Annotated in this window: 13 protein-coding genes; all 13 read left to right on the top strand. The window is 60.0% G+C overall.

Features of this window, described 5'->3' with window-relative positions; translation table 11 throughout:
• The first annotated feature begins 15 nt into the window (after positions 1-15).
• Entirely contained in the window at positions 16-1488 is a 1473-nt protein-coding gene (locus ABH909_RS01835) for a purine-cytosine permease family protein (protein ID WP_429430058.1), read from the top strand.
• Between the two features lie 68 nt (positions 1489-1556).
• Complete coding sequence (locus ABH909_RS01830) at positions 1557-2525, top strand: ABC transporter substrate-binding protein (protein ID WP_048396062.1); 969 nt, start codon at positions 1557-1559, stop codon at positions 2523-2525.
• Positions 2526-2715: 190 nt separating this feature from the next.
• Complete coding sequence (locus ABH909_RS01825; RefSeq protein WP_030129253.1) at positions 2716-3567, top strand: ABC transporter permease; 852 nt, start codon at positions 2716-2718, stop codon at positions 3565-3567.
• Positions 3564-4394 (top strand): quaternary amine ABC transporter ATP-binding protein, encoded by an 831-nt coding sequence (locus ABH909_RS01820; RefSeq protein WP_007907824.1) that lies wholly within the window; start codon positions 3564-3566, stop codon positions 4392-4394. The genes ABH909_RS01825 and ABH909_RS01820 overlap by 4 nt, the downstream gene beginning before the upstream one ends.
• A gap of 157 nt (positions 4395-4551) precedes the next feature.
• A complete protein-coding gene (gene hutH, locus ABH909_RS01815) occupies positions 4552-6075 on the top strand; it encodes a histidine ammonia-lyase (RefSeq protein ID WP_429430056.1) in 1524 nt (507 codons plus the stop codon).
• Positions 6076-6192: 117 nt separating this feature from the next.
• Positions 6193-7725, top strand: coding sequence for a histidine ammonia-lyase (hutH, locus tag ABH909_RS01810; protein WP_429430054.1), 1533 nt, complete (start codon positions 6193-6195; stop codon positions 7723-7725).
• 137 nt (positions 7726-7862) lie between these two features.
• Positions 7863-9272 carry an amino acid permease gene (locus ABH909_RS01805; protein WP_429430052.1) on the top strand — a complete coding sequence of 470 codons (1410 nt, stop codon included), beginning with the start codon at positions 7863-7865 and terminating at the stop codon, positions 9270-9272.
• 16 nt (positions 9273-9288) lie between these two features.
• On the top strand, positions 9289-10494 hold the full coding sequence (hutI, locus tag ABH909_RS01800; RefSeq protein ID WP_429430051.1) for an imidazolonepropionase: 1206 nt from the start codon (positions 9289-9291) through the stop codon (positions 10492-10494).
• Positions 10495-10504: 10 nt separating this feature from the next.
• On the top strand, positions 10505-11308 hold the full coding sequence (hutG, locus tag ABH909_RS01795) for an N-formylglutamate deformylase (RefSeq protein ID WP_429430049.1): 804 nt from the start codon (positions 10505-10507) through the stop codon (positions 11306-11308).
• A 313-nt stretch (positions 11309-11621) separates the two neighbouring features.
• Positions 11622-12569, top strand: coding sequence for a choline ABC transporter substrate-binding protein (locus ABH909_RS01790; protein WP_429430047.1), 948 nt, complete (start codon positions 11622-11624; stop codon positions 12567-12569).
• A gap of 202 nt (positions 12570-12771) precedes the next feature.
• Positions 12772-13701, top strand: coding sequence for an alpha/beta hydrolase (locus ABH909_RS01785; RefSeq protein WP_429430045.1), 930 nt, complete (start codon positions 12772-12774; stop codon positions 13699-13701).
• Between the two features lie 105 nt (positions 13702-13806).
• On the top strand, positions 13807-14778 hold the full coding sequence (gene pip / locus ABH909_RS01780) for a prolyl aminopeptidase (protein WP_429430043.1): 972 nt from the start codon (positions 13807-13809) through the stop codon (positions 14776-14778).
• Positions 14775-15212 (top strand): D-aminoacyl-tRNA deacylase, encoded by a 438-nt coding sequence (gene dtd, locus ABH909_RS01775; RefSeq protein ID WP_429430041.1) that lies wholly within the window; start codon positions 14775-14777, stop codon positions 15210-15212. The genes pip and dtd overlap by 4 nt, the downstream gene beginning before the upstream one ends.
• Positions 15213-15359: the final 147 nt, after the last annotated feature.

The following is a 15359-nucleotide window of genomic DNA, read 5'->3' as shown; positions in this document are numbered from 1 at the left end:
CACAGAGGTTGAATCATGGCTGTTAATGACGATCGTGCAGGCAGTAAACCGTTGATCGAGAAACGTTCGATCGACTACATCCCGGAAGCGGAGAGACACGGTCGTCTGTTGAGCCAGTTCACCCTGTGGATGGGGGCCAACCTGCAAATCACCGCGATTGTTACCGGGGCCCTGGCCGTGGTGCTGGGCGGTGATGTGTTCTGGTCGTTGATCGGTCTGTTGATCGGTCAACTGCTCGGCGGTGGCGTAATGGCGCTGCACGCGGCGCAAGGGCCCAAGCTTGGCCTGCCGCAGATGATCTCCAGCCGGGTACAGTTCGGCGTGTATGGCGCGGCCATCCCGATCGTGCTGGTGTGCCTGATGTATTTGGGCTTCACCGCAACGGGTACCGTGCTTTCCGGCCAAGCGCTGGGCCAGTTGTTTGGCGTCAGCGACAGCGTCGGGATCCTCATCTTCGCCAGTGTCATCGTGCTGGTCACGGTGCTCGGTTATCGGGTGATCCATTTCATCGGCCGTGTCGCCAGCGTCATTGGCGTGATTGCCTTCGTTTACCTGTTCAGTCGCCTGATGAGCCAGACTGACGTTGGCGCACTCCTGCAAATCCGCCACTTCAGCTGGAGCAGCTTCCTGCTCGCGGTGTCGCTCGCGGCGTCCTGGCAGATTGCCTTCGGCCCCTATGTGGCTGACTACTCACGCTACCTGCCGAGCAGCACGTCTTCGGTGAAAACCTTTTTCGCCGCCGGCGCCGGTTCGGTTATCGGTGCACAGGTGGCGATGATCCTCGGCGTGTTTGCCGCCGCCATGGCCAACGGGCAATTCGCCGGCCACGAAGTGGCTTACATCGTTGGCTTGAGCGGCAGCGGTGCCACCGCCGCGCTGCTGTACTTCAGCATCGCGTTCGGCAAGGTCACCATCTCTACGCTGAACTCCTACGGCAGCTTCATGTGCATTGCGACCATCATCAGCGGTTTCCGGGGTGACTTGCGGGTAACGCGCTTGCAGCGTCTGGTCTTCGTGCTGCTCATCGTCGGCACTGCGACCCTGATCGCGTTGCTCGGTCAGCATTCGTTCCTTGGTGCGTTCAAGTCCTTCATTCTGTTTTTGCTGGCTTTTTTCACGCCCTGGAGCGCGATCAACCTGGTGGACTACTACTGCATCACTCGCGAGCGCTATGACGTGCCGGCGCTGGGTGATCCGAACGGTCGCTACGGCCGTTGGAACCCGCTCGGTATCAGTGTCTATGTCTTCGGCGTGCTGGTGCAGCTGCCGTTCATCGCTACCAAGTTCTATACCGGTCCGCTGGTGGACGCTCTGGGCGGTGTGGATATTTCCTGGATCATCGGTCTGGTGCTTCCCGCAGGCCTGTATTACGTGTGCGCGAAAAAATGGCACAGCGCAGTACCCGATCACCTGATTCTGCCGGTCGAGCAGGACAGCGATGTACAACCTGAAACAAGCAGGGCCGGTCGCGCTGCGGCGCAGGCCTGACTGGACGTGGACAGGGCTGGATGCCTCTTGACTGCCGTAAGCCAACTCATGATTAGGAGCGTCAAACAATGAAATCGAACAAGACCCTGCTGACCACATTGCTATCCATGGGCCTGCTGGCCAGTGCCGGCGCCACTCAGGCGGCGGGCTGGTGCGAATCGGGCAAACCGGTGAAATTCGCCGGCCTGAACTGGGAAAGCGGCATGCTGCTGACCGACGTGATGCAAATCGTTCTGGAGAAAGGCTACGACTGCAAGACCGACAGCCTGCCAGGCAACTCCATCACCATGGAAAACGCCCTGAGCAGCAACGACATCCAAGTGTTTGCCGAAGAGTGGGTCGGTCGTAGCGAAGTCTGGAACAAGGCCGAGAAGGCCGGCAAGGTTGTCGGTGTCGGCGCTCCGGTAGTCGGCGCGATCGAAGGCTGGTACGTGCCGCGTTACGTGATCGAAGGCGATGCCAAGCGCAAGCTGGAGCCAAAAGCCCCGGACCTGAAAGCGATCGCCGATCTGGGCAAATACGCTGCCGTGTTCAAGGATCAGGAAGAGCCATCCAAGGGCCGTTTCTACAACTGCCCGGCCGGCTGGACCTGTGAGCTGGACAACAGCGAAATGCTCAAAAGCTACGGCCTGGAAAGCACCTACACCAACTTCCGCCCAGGCACTGGCCCGGCGCTGGATGCCGCGGTGCTGTCGAGCTACAAGCGTGGCGAGCCGATCCTGTTTTACTACTGGTCGCCAACCCCGCTGATGGGCCAGGTGGACCTGGTCAAGCTCGAAGAAAAGCCAGGCGTGGACAAGAGCGTGACCATCAAGGTCGGCCTGTCCAAGACTTTCCACGAGCAGGCCCCGGAACTGGTGGCCGTGCTGGAAAAGGTCAATCTGCCGATCGACCTGCTGAATCAGAACCTCGGGCGCATGGCCAAAGAGCGGATCGAATCGCCAAAACTGGCCAAGATCTTCTTGAAGGAACATCCTGAAGTCTGGCACGCGTGGGTGAGCGAAGACGCAGCCAAAAAGATCGACGCTGCGCTTTGAAAACTACTGCGCTCGGCAATACTGCGTTGAAAGCAGACTCGAAATGCTCATTGACTAAAGTCAACTCCGCTTTCTCGCCTGCTTTCGCCTTGTCTTGCCTTCGCTCGCTACGTTTTCAAACAGCTTGTTTATAAGGGCAAGCTTTTCAGCACCGCAGCGGTGCTGAAAAGCCCTTGATTGAGAGTCTCTTATGTTTCCCGAAAGCTTTACCTTTTCCATCGCCGACTGGGTCAACAGTTGGGTCGATTCGCTGGTCACCAACTACGGCGATGTGTTCCGCAGCATCTCCGACACCCTGTTGTGGGCCATCGTCAATCTTGAAGGGCTGCTGCGTGCGGCGCCCTGGTGGCTGATGCTGGCGATCGTGGCGGGCGTTGCCTGGCACGCGACCCGCAAAGTCGTGACCACGTCGGTCATCGTCGGTCTGCTGTTCCTGGTGGGTGCGGTAGGCCTCTGGGACAAGCTGATGCAGACCTTGGCATTGATGATGGTGGCGACGGTCATCTCGGTGCTGATCGGCATTCCGCTGGGCATCCTCTCGGCGCGCAGCAATCGCCTGCGTTCGGTGCTGATGCCGCTGCTGGACATCATGCAGACCATGCCAAGTTTCGTGTACCTGATCCCGGTATTGATGCTGTTCGGCCTGGGCAAGGTCCCGGCGATTTTCGCCACAGTGATCTACGCCGCGCCGCCGCTGATTCGTCTGACCGATCTGGGTATTCGCCAGGTCGACGGTGAAGTGATGGAAGCGATCAACGCCTTCGGTGCCAATCGCTGGCAACAACTGTTTGGCGTGCAACTGCCGCTGGCCCTGCCGAGCATCATGGCCGGGATCAACCAGACCACCATGATGGCCCTGTCGATGGTGGTAATTGCCTCGATGATCGGTGCCCGTGGCCTGGGTGAAGATGTGTTGGTGGGGATTCAGACCCTCAACGTCGGACGTGGGCTTGAGGCCGGTCTGGCGATCGTGATTCTGGCAGTGGTCATCGACCGCATTACTCAGGCGTATGGTCGGCCACGGCATGAGGTGAGCAAATGAGCAACGAAGCCATCAGCAAGATTGAAGTCAAGAACGTCTTCAAGATTTTCGGCAACCGTTCCAAAGACGCGCTGGAAATGATTCGCCAGAAAAAGACCAAGGACCAGGTTTTGGCAGAAACCGGTTGTGTGGTCGGCGTGAACGATCTGTCGCTGAGCATCGGTACCGGCGAGATCTTCGTGATCATGGGCCTGTCGGGTTCCGGCAAGTCGACCCTGGTGCGCCACTTCAATCGCCTGATCGACCCCACCAGCGGCGCGATCCTGGTGGACGGCGTGGACATCCTGCAATACGACATGGAAGCCCTGCGCGAATTTCGCCGGCACAAGATCAGCATGGTGTTCCAGAGCTTCGGCCTGCTGCCGCACAAGACCGTGCTGGATAACGTCGCCTACGGCTTGAAAGTGCGTGGCGAGAGCAAGCAGATGTGCGCCGAGCGCGCGCTGCACTGGATCAACACCGTGGGCCTGAAGGGCTACGAAAACAAATACCCGCATCAGCTGTCTGGCGGTATGCGCCAGCGTGTGGGCCTGGCGCGCGCCCTGGCGGCGGACACCGACATCATCTTGATGGACGAAGCCTTCAGCGCCCTCGACCCGCTGATCCGCGCCGAAATGCAGGATCAGTTGCTGGAACTGCAAAAGACCCTGCACAAGACCATCGTCTTCATCACCCACGACCTCGACGAGGCCGTGCGCATCGGCAACCGCATCGCGATCCTCAAGGATGGCCGCCTGATTCAGGTCGGCACGCCGAGAGAGATCCTGCATTCGCCGGCGGATGAGTATGTCGACCGGTTCGTACAGCGGCGGGCGGCGGTGGTTTGAAGTTGAGTGGTGGCGAGATTGTTTTTGTGGCGAGGGAGCTTGCTCCCGCTCGAGCGCGAAGCGGTCGCAAGATTTTTGGGGCTGCTTCGCAGCCCAGCGGGAGCAAGCTCCCTCGCCACAGGTGTCATACGTTCATGAATTCTGTATGAGGCTCCAGATGTCCCAGGCTGAAAAAATCGTTATCGCCGACGCCCCGTTGCGTTGGCAGGATGTGGTCGCAGTCGCCCGTCACGGCGCGCAGCTCGAGCTGTCGCCCCAAGTATGGGCGCGGATCGAGAACGCTCAGGCGATCGTCCAGCGCATCGTCGCCAGCGGCGAGCGTGCCTACGGCGTCAACACCGGCCTGGGCGCCTTGTGCAACGTCTCGCTCAAAGGCGAACAACTCAGCCAACTGTCGCGCAACACCTTGCTCAGTCACGCCTGTGGCGTTGGCGCGCCTTTGGCCGACGAGCAGACCCGCGCAATCATCTGCGCCGCTGTTCGCAACTATAGCCATGGCAAATCCGGCATTCATCGCCGGGTGGTCGAAGCCCTGTTGGCACTGCTCAATCGCGGCATCACCCCGCAAGTACCGTCCCAAGGTTCGGTGGGCTACCTGACCCACATGGCCCACATCGGAATCACGCTGCTGGGTGTCGGCAATGTCAGCTATCGCGGGCAGATCGTTTCCGCGCAGCAGGCCTTGAGCGAGGAAGGTCTGCAACCGGTTCAGCTCGGCGCCAAAGATGGTTTGTGCCTGGTCAACGGCACGCCATGCATGACCGGTCTCAGCTGTCTGGCAATTGCCGATGCGACGCGTCTGGTGCAGTGGGCCGATGTGATCGGTGCCATGAGCTTCGAAGCTCAGCGTGGCCAGATTGCCGCGTTCGACGCCGAGATCATCGCGCTCAAGCCTCACCCGGGCATGCAGCAAGTCGGCATCAATTTACGGACGCTGCTCGATGGCAGTGAAGTGATTGCCAGCAGCAAGGGCATTCGTACTCAAGATGCGCTGAGCATCCGCTCGATCCCGCAAGTCCACGGCGCCGCTCGCGATCAACTTGAGCACGCGAAAAAGCAGATCGAAACCGAACTCAACTCTGTCACCGACAACCCGATGCTGCTGGGCACGCCGGACAACTTCCGGGTGATGTCCCAAGCCAACCCGCACGGTCAGTCAGTGGCATTGGCGGCGGATTTGCTGGCGATCGCCATGGCCGAAATCGGCTCCATCGCCGAGCGTCGCCTGGACCGCTTGATCAACCCGCACGTCAGCGGTCTGCCGGCGTTTCTGGTGGCCAATCCCGGGGTGAATTCCGGGATGATGATCGTTCAGTACGTTGCCGCGTCGCTGTGTGCGGAAAACCGTCAATTGGCGCAACCGGCGGTGCTCGACAACTACGTCACCTCGGGCTTGCAGGAAGACCACTTGAGCATGGGTACCAACGCGGCGTTGAAGCTGCATCGCGCGTTGGAAAACTGCACGCAGATCCTCGCCATTGAATATTTGCTGGCATCCCAGGCTTTTGAATTCTTGAAAGAGCAACGTTTTGGTACTGGCACCGATACCGCATGGCGCCTGCTGCGTGAGCGGGTTCCGGCTTACGACCAGGACCGCTGGCTGGCACCGGACATTGCTGCCGCTGCCGGTGTTTTGAAAGACCCGATTTTGTTGCACAAGGCGTTACCCAACCTGAACTGAAATCCACAACACCAGCGTGCCAAGGCGCCAGCCCCTCTCAAAAAGTCGGGAAGCGACGGACAACGGAAATTTCCGGAGCGTCTGGTTAGTTAATAAAACTCTCAAAAGGAGAATGATGTGACTGCGCTTAATTTGATTCCCGGCCAACTGAGCCTTGCCCAACTGCGTGATGTTTATCAGCAACCGGTCAAAATCTCCCTCGACAACAGTGCCTCGGCCCAGATCGAAGCCAGCGTTGCCTGCGTGGAACAGATCCTCGCCGAGAATCGCACCGCTTATGGCATCAACACCGGTTTCGGCTTGTTGGCCTCGACCCGCATCGCCAGCGAAGACCTGGAAAACCTCCAGCGTTCGCTCGTTTTGTCCCACGCCGCCGGTGTCGGCGAGCCGATCAGCGACGCACTGGTTCGCTTGGTCATGGTGCTCAAGGTCAACAGCCTGAGCCGTGGTTTTTCCGGCATTCGTCGCGTGGTGATCGACGCACTGATCGCCCTGATCAACGCCGAGGTTTATCCGCACATTCCATTGAAAGGTTCGGTGGGTGCGTCCGGTGACTTGGCGCCCTTGGCGCACATGTCGCTGGTGCTGCTGGGTGAAGGCAAGGCGCGCTACAAAGGCGAGTGGCTGCCCGCCACCGAAGCGCTGAAAGTTGCCGGTCTGACACCGCTGACCCTGGCCGCGAAAGAAGGTTTGGCGTTGCTCAACGGTACTCAGGTTTCCACCGCTTACGCTCTGCGTGGCTTGTTTGAAGGCGAAGATCTGTTCGCCGGTGCCGTGGCGCTGGGTGCCCTGACCGTCGAAGCGGTACTGGGCTCGCGCTCGCCGTTCGACGCACGCATTCATGCCGCTCGTGGCCAGAAAGGCCAGATCGATGCCGCTGCCGCTTATCGCGATCTGCTGGGCGAGCGCAGCGAAGTGTCCGACTCGCACCAGAACTGCGAAAAGGTTCAGGACCCGTATTCCCTGCGCTGCCAGCCGCAAGTCATGGGTGCCTGCCTGACCCAGTTCCGTCAGGCTGCCGAAGTGTTGGCCATCGAAGCCAACGCCGTTTCCGACAACCCGCTGGTATTCGCCGCTGAAGGCGACGTGATTTCCGGCGGTAACTTCCACGCCGAGCCGGTGGCCATGGCCGCCGACAACATGGCCCTGGCCATCGCCGAAATCGGTTCCCTGAGCGAACGCCGCATCTCGCTGATGATGGACAAGCACATGTCGCAACTGCCGCCATTCCTGGTGGCCAATGGCGGGGTGAACTCCGGCTTCATGATCGCCCAGGTGACTGCGGCGGCATTGGCCAGCGAGAACAAGGCGCTGTCTCATCCACACTCGGTGGACAGCCTGCCAACTTCTGCAAACCAGGAAGACCACGTGTCCATGGCCCCGGCGGCGGGCAAGCGCCTGTGGGAAATGGCCGAGAACACTCGCGGTGTTCTGGCGGTTGAATGGCTGGCGGCGGTTCAGGGCCTGGACCTGCGCAATGGCCTGAAGACCTCGCTGAAACTGGAACAGGTGCGGGCGATCCTGCGCAAAGAAGTGCCGTTCTATGAGAAGGATCGCTTCTTTGCTCCGGACATTAACGCGGCGAGCGAGTTGTTGGCCACGCGTTGCCTGAACGAGCTGGTCGTGGCGAAGTTGCTGCCTAGCCTGTAATGGTTCCAATGTAGGAGCTGCCGCAGGCTGCGATCTTCTGATCTTGCTTTTTAAAAGATCGCAGCCTCGTTGCACTCGACAGCTCCTACAGGAGGTGATTCGGTTTGGCGTCGAATAAAAATAATTAGGGACGAGCAATGCAACAGCAAACAAAAGGACTCAAACGCGGGCTCTCTGCCCGACATATTCGCTTCATGGCACTGGGGTCGGCGATCGGCACCGGGCTGTTCTACGGTTCTGCTTCGGCCATTCAAATGGCCGGGCCTGCGGTGTTGCTGGCTTACCTGATTGGTGGCGCGGCGGTGTTCATGGTCATGCGCGCACTCGGTGAGATGGCGGTGCACAACCCGGTGGCCGGCTCATTCGGCCAGTACGCCAGCACTTATCTAGGGCCGATGGCGGGCTTCATCCTCGGTTGGACCTACGCATTTGAAATGGTCATCGTCGGTATGGCCGACGTCACCGCATTCGGCATTTACATGGGCTTCTGGTTTCCGGAAGTCGATCGCTGGATCTGGGTCCTGGGCATCGTTTCGGTGGTCGGCGGCTTGAACCTGTGCAACGTCAAAGTCTTCGGTGAAATGGAGTTCTGGCTGTCGCTGCTCAAGGTCGCGGCCATCGTTGCGATGATCCTGGGGGGCTTCGGCATCATGCTGTTCGGCATCAGTACCGCACCCGGTGCCCAGGCGACCGATATCAGCAACCTCTGGAGCCATGGCGGCTTCATGCCCAACGGCGTGGGCGGCCTGATCGCTTCGTTCGCCGTGGTGATGTTTGCGTTCGGCGGCATTGAAATCATCGGCGTAACGGCTGGTGAGGCCAAAGACCCACAGCGCGTGCTCCCCCGGGCGATCAATGCCGTACCGTTGCGTATTTTGTTGTTCTACGTGCTGACGATGCTGGTGCTGATGTCGATCTTTCCGTGGCAGCAGATCGGTAGCCAAGGCAGCCCGTTCGTGCAGATTTTCGACAAACTGGGTATCAGCTCGGCGGCGACCATCCTCAATATCGTGGTGATCTCGGCGGCGGTGTCGGCCATCAACAGTGACATCTTCGGCGCGGGTCGCATGATGTATGGCCTGGCTCAGCAAGGGCACGCCCCCAAAGGCTTTGCCCGCTTGTCGCGCAATGGTGTGCCGTGGCTGACAGTGGTGGTGATGAGCAGCGCGCTGCTGCTGGGCGTATTGCTGAACTACCTGATTCCGGAAAACGTCTTTCTGTTAATCGCCTCCGTTGCGACCTTTGCCACGGTGTGGGTCTGGCTGATGATTCTGTTCACCCAGGTGGCGATGCGTCGCTCCATGAGCGCCGAGCAGGTCGCACAATTGAAGTTCCCGGTGCCGTTCTGGCCCTACGCGCCAATGGCGGCGATTGCTTTCATGCTGTTCATTTTCGGCGTGCTGGGCTATTTCCCGAACACCCAGGCGGCGTTGATCGTCGGCTTGGTCTGGATCGTGTTGCTGGTGCTGGCCTACCTGACGTGGGTGAAACCGGCGGCAGGCCAGGCCGCATTGGTGGCGCGGGACCCTGATTTTTCTCATCGATAACCTAACGGAGGCCAGGATGAAAACGCTCTGGCAACACTGCCACGTCGCAACCATGGCGCAAGGCGTCTACTCGATCATCGAGGATGCAGCCATCGTGACGTCCGGTGCGCACATTGAGTGGATTGGTCCACGCGGCGAACTGCCGCCGGGCGAATACCCGGCGGTCAATGACCTGAACGGGGCTTGGGTGACACCGGGCCTGATCGACTGCCACACCCATACGGTGTTCGGCGGTAACCGCAGCGGCGAGTTCGAGCAGCGTCTGCAAGGCGTCAGCTACGCGGAAATTGCCGCCGCCGGCGGCGGTATCGCCAGCACCGTGCGCGCTACCCGCGCCGCCAGCGAAGACGAGTTGTTCGCCAGCGCCGCCAAGCGTCTGAAAAGCCTGATGCGCGATGGCGTCACCAGCATCGAAATCAAGTCCGGTTATGGCCTGGACCTGGCTAACGAACGCAAGATGCTTCGGGTCGTTCGTCGTCTCGGCGCCGAACTGCCAGTCAGCGTGCGCAGCACTTGCCTGGCCGCCCACGCTCTGCCGCCGGAATACGCTGACCGTGCCGACGCCTACATCGATCACATCTGCACTGAAATGCTCCCGGCCCTGGCTGCCGAAGGGCTAGTGGATGCAGTGGACGCTTTCTGTGAATACCTGGGGTTTTCGCCGGAACAGGTCGAACGGGTTTTCGTCGCCGCACAGAACCTCGGCTTGCCGGTGAAACTGCACGCCGAGCAATTGTCGTCGCTGCACGGTTCGAGCCTGGCGGCGCGTTACCACGCATTGTCCGCCGATCATCTGGAATTCATGACTGAAGACGACGCCATCGCCATGGCCAAGTCCGGCACGGTCGCGGTATTGCTGCCCGGCGCGTTTTACTTCCTGCGGGAAACCCAATTGCCGCCAATGGAAGCCCTGCGCAAACACGGCGTAAAAATGGCCATCGCCAGCGACCTCAATCCGGGCACTTCGCCGGCGCTGTCGTTGCGCTTGATGTTGAACATGGCCTGCACCTGTTTGCGCATGACCCCGGAAGAAGCGCTGGCTGGCGCAACGATTCATGCCGCCGCCGCGCTGGGCATGGCCGACACTCACGGTTCGCTGGAAGCCGGCAAAGTCGCAGACTTCGTCGCCTGGCAGATTGATCGACCAGCCGACCTGTCGTATTGGCTGGGCGGCGACCTGGAAAAACGCGTCGTGCGTCACGGCGTCGAAACGAGCGTTTAGGAGAGCAGTTGTGGATAAGGTTCTGAACTTCAAACAAGGCCGCGTGCCGCTGCTGATCAGCATGCCTCACGCCGGCTTGCGCCTGACCCCAGCGGTCGAAGCCGGGTTGATCCCCGACGCGAAAAGCCTGCCAGATACCGACTGGCACATCCCCAGGCTTTACGAATTTGCCGCCGAGCTGGGCGCCAGCACGCTGGCCGCCGAGTATTCGCGATTTGTCATCGACCTGAACCGACCGTCCGATGACAAGCCGTTATATGTCGGCGCCACCACTGGTTTGTACCCGGCGACATTGTTCGACGGTATTCCATTGTTCCGCGAAGGGCTGGAACCATCGGCTGCAGAACGGGCGACTTATCTGGAGCACATCTGGACGCCGTACCACCGCACCTTGCAGGAAGAACTGGCGCGTCTGAAAGCCGAATTCGGCTACGCGCTGCTATTCGATGCGCACTCGATCCGCTCGATCATCCCGCACCTGTTCGACGGCAAGCTGCCGGACTTCAACCTCGGCACCTTCAACGGCGCCAGTTGCGATCCACAATTGGCCAGCCAACTGGAAGCCATCTGCGCACGGCACGGCGATTACAGCCATGTGCTGAACGGTCGCTTCAAGGGCGGGCACATCACTCGGCACTATGGCAACCCGGCCGAGAACATCCATGCCGTGCAACTGGAGTTGGGTCAGTGCACGTACATGGAAGAGTTCGAGCCATTCCGCTATCGCCCGGATTTGGCGGCGCCGACGCAAGTGGTGCTCAGGGAGTTGCTGCAAGGGTTGCTGGCTTGGGGCGAAAAGCACTACAGCGCATAACCCTGTGGCGAGCGGGCTTTTGTGGCGAGGGAGCTTGCTCCCGCTCGGCGGCGAAGCCGTCGTAAACCCGGCTGGTCGGGCGTATCTGATAAAACTCGGTTGAATGGTTTGGGGGCTGCTTCGCATCCCAGCGGGAGCAAGCTCCCTCGCCACAGATTGGTGTTCGCCTTGATAACGCATCAGGACAGTCGCCACTGTGCAAATCTCGGTCGCTACAGTTCGCTTTTACTCTCTCGACGCTGCGTAATGTTCCGGGCACGGTGCACAAAGACACCGGCCCGACAATAATCCGCTGCCGCCGAGAACCTCCCCGATGAAACGACTATTCACCCGCTGTCTCTCAATCCTCTGCGGCACGGCTTTTCTGAGCACCAGCGTTCTGGCCAGTGACGACCCGTCCTGCAAGACCGTACGCATGGGCGTGGTCAACTGGACCGACGTCATCGCCACCAGCGGCATGGCCGATGTATTGCTCAATGACCTCGGCTACGAAAATAAGCAAACCAGCGCTGTGCAGCAAATCATCTTCGCCGGCATCCGCGACAAACGCCTCGATATCTTCCTCGGTTACTGGAAACCGGCGATGGACAAAAACATCGCGCCGTTTGTGGCTGCCAATCAAGTGAAGATCATGGACAAACCGAGTCTGGCCGACGCCCAGGCGACGCTTGCCGTTCCCGACTACGTTGCCGCGGCAGGCTTGAAAACCTTCAGTGATATCGCGAAATTCAAAGATCGGCTCGGCGGCAAGATCTACGGCATCGAGCCGGGTAGTGGTGCTAACACCACGATCAAAACCATGATCGAAACCAATCACTTTGGCTTGAAGGACTTCAAACTGATCGAGTCCGGTGAGGCCGGAATGCTCGCCGCCGTACAACGGGTGGTCAATCGCAAGGAGTTCGTGGTGTTCGTCGGCTGGACCCCGCATCCGATGAACATCAACATGAACGTCACCTACTTGACCGGCAGCGAAGACGTCTACGGTCCGAATGAGGGCGCGGCGACGGTTTCTACCGTGACCGCGCCAGACTACGCCGAGCGGTGCCCGAACGTGAACCGCTTGCTGGCAAACCTGACTTTCACCGCCGCTCAGGAAAGCCAGTTGATGGTGCCAATCATGGAGCGCAAGACGCCGCAGGATGTCGCCAGGCAATGGCTGCGTGATCATCCTGAAGATCTTCAGCGCTGGCTGGCAGGTGTCAGCAGTTTTGATGGCAAAGACGGTGTGGCAACCGTTCAGGCTAGTTTGAAAAACTGACCACCATTACTTCGGAAAGTATGCTGTCTGTGGCGAGGGAGCTTGCTCCCGCTCGGCGGCGCAGCCGTCGTAAACCCGGCTGATCGGGTGTATCTGATACAACCCGGTTGAGTGATTTGGGGGCTGCTTCGCAACCCAGCGGGAGCAAGCTCCCTCGCCACAGAACTGGGCTCCAATCCCAAACCTGACTGGCAGCAGGCTCATGGCTCCTTATCCACTCTCTGAACAGATGGCGGCTTTCGTCGAGAAAACCCTCAGCTTCAACAGCACCGACAGCAGTCCCGCCGGTTTGCGTCAGGCCTACAGCGAGATGTGTCGGGCATTTACCCCGCCATGTCCCGCAGGGCTTGAGGTGGCTGACTTTCAATTGGCAGGCGTAACCCTACGCTCCTGGCAACCACCGGTCCCGCCACCGACCAACGGTTGGCCGTGCATTGTGTACTTGCACGGCGGTGGTTGGGTGGTGGGGGATCTGGACTCCCACGGCTTCATCTGTGCCGAACTGGCGTCGGTGCTCGGTGTGCTGGTGATCGCCGTCGATTATCGGTTGGCGCCGGAACACCCGTTTCCAGCGGCGTTCGATGACTGCCTGAGTGTCTGGCGCGCGCTGGGCACAGGACCGTTTCGGCTCGATCCTGCGCGCACCCTGGTAGCAGGCGACAGCGCTGGCGGTAATCTTGCCGCTGCGTTGTGCCTCGCTTTACGCGATGCCGACGAGCCTATGCCGTGCGCGCACGTTCTGATCTACCCGGGGCTGGGTGGCGATCACCGATTGCTGTCGCGCAGCGAATGCGCCGATGCGCCTTTGCTCGGCAGCAGCGACCTGGATTGTTATCACGCGTTGTATTTGGGCGGTAGCCGACAACCGGGTGCCTATGCGATGCCCTTGCTCGCCGACGATTTCAGCGGTCTACCACCGGCGTTGATCGCCGTGGCACAGTTCGACCCGCTGCGCGATGACGGCGTGCTTTACGCCGAGCGACTCAACGCAGCAGGCGTGGGCGCAACGCTTTATTACGGGGAAGGGCTGGTTCACGGCTGTTTGCGGGCGCGGGGGCAGGTCGCCGAGGTCGACCGGCTCTATGAAACCCTGCTCGGCTATTTGGCTGAGACGACGGCTGACAAACTCTGACGCTGCAAGGGGCATGCTCATTGACGTAATTCGGGTTTATGATGCCGGACGGCAGAATAATAGAAGTCCCCCCAGGGATGACCTCGACCCCTTACGGAGCGCGCAATGCAGACTTTGTACCCGCAGATCAAACCCCACGCCCGGCACGATCTGGCCGTCGATAAAACCCACACGCTGTATGTCGACGAAAGCGGTTCGCCGGAAGGTTTGCCGGTGGTGTTCATCCACGGCGGTCCCGGCGCCGGGTGTGATGCCCAGAGCCGTCGGTATTTTGATCCGAACCTGTATCGCATTGTTACCTTCGACCAGCGCGGTTGCGGTCGCTCCACGCCCCATGCCAGCCTGGAAAACAACACCACCTGGGATCTGGTCGCCGACCTGGAGCGGATTCGCAAACACCTGGGCATCGACAAATGGGTGTTGTTCGGCGGCTCCTGGGGTTCGACCCTGGCCCTGGCCTACGCGCAAACTTACCCGGAGCGCGTGCATGGTTTGATTCTGCGCGGGATTTTTCTCTGCCGTCCCCAGGAAATCGAGTGGTTCTACCAGTGTGGCGCCAGTCGCCTGTTTCCCGATTACTGGCAGGACTACATCGCGCCGATCCCGCAGGACGAACGCCATGACTTACTGTCGGCGTTCCACAAGCGTCTGGTCGGCAATGATCAGATCGCCCAGATGCACGCGGCCAAGGCCTGGTCCATGTGGGAAGGGCGCACCGCGACCCTGCGGCCGAATCCGCTGGTGGTCGACCGCTTCTCCGAGCCTCAGCGTGCGTTGTCCATCGCCCGTATCGAGTGCCACTACTTCACCAACAATGCGTTCCTGGAGCCGAACCAGCTGATTCGCGACATGGCCAAGATCGCCCATCTGCCGGGCATTATTGTCCATGGTCGCTACGATGTGATCTGTCCGTTGGACAACGCCTGGGAACTCCATCAGGCCTGGCCGAACAGCGAATTGCAGGTGATTCGCGACGCCGGCCATGCGGCATCCGAAACAGGTATTACGGATGCCCTGGTACGCGCCGCCGATCTGATGGCCCGTCGTATGCTCGACTTGTCGCCTGACGAAGCATGAAGGGCCTGCTACAGCGTGTGCGTGGCGCGCGAGTCGAGGTTGCGGGAGAGGTGGTTGGCGCGATAGATCAAGGATTGTTGGTGCTGGTTGCCGTCGAGCCCGACGATACGCGGGCCAGCGCCGACAAACTTCTGCATAAACTGCTTAACTATCGAGTATTCAGTGACGCCGAGGGCAAGATGAATCTGTCCTTGGCGGACGTAGGCGGCGGGTTGCTGTTGGTCTCGCAGTTCACCTTGGCCGCCGACACCAAAAACGGGTTGCGCCCAAGTTTTTCGACTGCGGCTCCTCCAGCTTTAGGTGAGGAGCTGTTCGACTATCTGGCAGGCAAAGCGAAACAGATGCATGGCACTGTGGCATCAGGTAGATTCGGCGCGGATATGCAGGTGCACCTGGTCAATGATGGCCCGGTAACCTTCCTGTTACAGACGTGAAAGCGCTTGAAACATCCTTTTAAGGGCATTTCGACTGAAAACGGGGTCTTTTCCCGATAAATACTTGGTTCCACCTGATGCGTTGTAACGCGGCCTGCTAGATAATCGCGCGCTACGGGGATCAGCGTTCGTTGGTCCGTTTTGACT

The organism is Pseudomonas sp. BS3782 TE3695 (assembly GCF_050435305.1).
Taxonomy (GTDB): Bacteria; Pseudomonadota; Gammaproteobacteria; order Pseudomonadales; family Pseudomonadaceae; genus Aquipseudomonas.
The sequence above is the reverse complement of the archived record's forward strand: the minus strand, read 5'-3'. Positions and strand labels throughout refer to the sequence as shown.

Excerpts from the sequence above, each read along its gene's own strand:
- ABH909_RS01785 (WP_429430045.1), top strand. The coding sequence starts at position 12,772 with ATGGCTCCTTATCCACTCTCTGAACAGATGGCGGCTTTCGTCGAGAAA.
- hutH (WP_429430056.1), top strand. The coding sequence starts at position 4,552 with ATGTCCCAGGCTGAAAAAATCGTTATCGCCGACGCCCCGTTGCGTTGG.
- hutI (WP_429430051.1), top strand. The coding sequence starts at position 9,289 with ATGAAAACGCTCTGGCAACACTGCCACGTCGCAACCATGGCGCAAGGC.
- dtd (WP_429430041.1), top strand. The coding sequence starts at position 14,775 with ATGAAGGGCCTGCTACAGCGTGTGCGTGGCGCGCGAGTCGAGGTTGCG.
- ABH909_RS01830 (WP_048396062.1), top strand. The coding sequence starts at position 1,557 with ATGAAATCGAACAAGACCCTGCTGACCACATTGCTATCCATGGGCCTG.
- ABH909_RS01825 (WP_030129253.1), top strand. The coding sequence starts at position 2,716 with ATGTTTCCCGAAAGCTTTACCTTTTCCATCGCCGACTGGGTCAACAGT.
- ABH909_RS01790 (WP_429430047.1), top strand. The coding sequence starts at position 11,622 with ATGAAACGACTATTCACCCGCTGTCTCTCAATCCTCTGCGGCACGGCT.
- ABH909_RS01820 (WP_007907824.1), top strand. The coding sequence starts at position 3,564 with ATGAGCAACGAAGCCATCAGCAAGATTGAAGTCAAGAACGTCTTCAAG.
- ABH909_RS01835 (WP_429430058.1), top strand. The coding sequence starts at position 16 with ATGGCTGTTAATGACGATCGTGCAGGCAGTAAACCGTTGATCGAGAAA.
- pip (WP_429430043.1), top strand. The coding sequence starts at position 13,807 with ATGCAGACTTTGTACCCGCAGATCAAACCCCACGCCCGGCACGATCTG.
- ABH909_RS01805 (WP_429430052.1), top strand. The coding sequence starts at position 7,863 with ATGCAACAGCAAACAAAAGGACTCAAACGCGGGCTCTCTGCCCGACAT.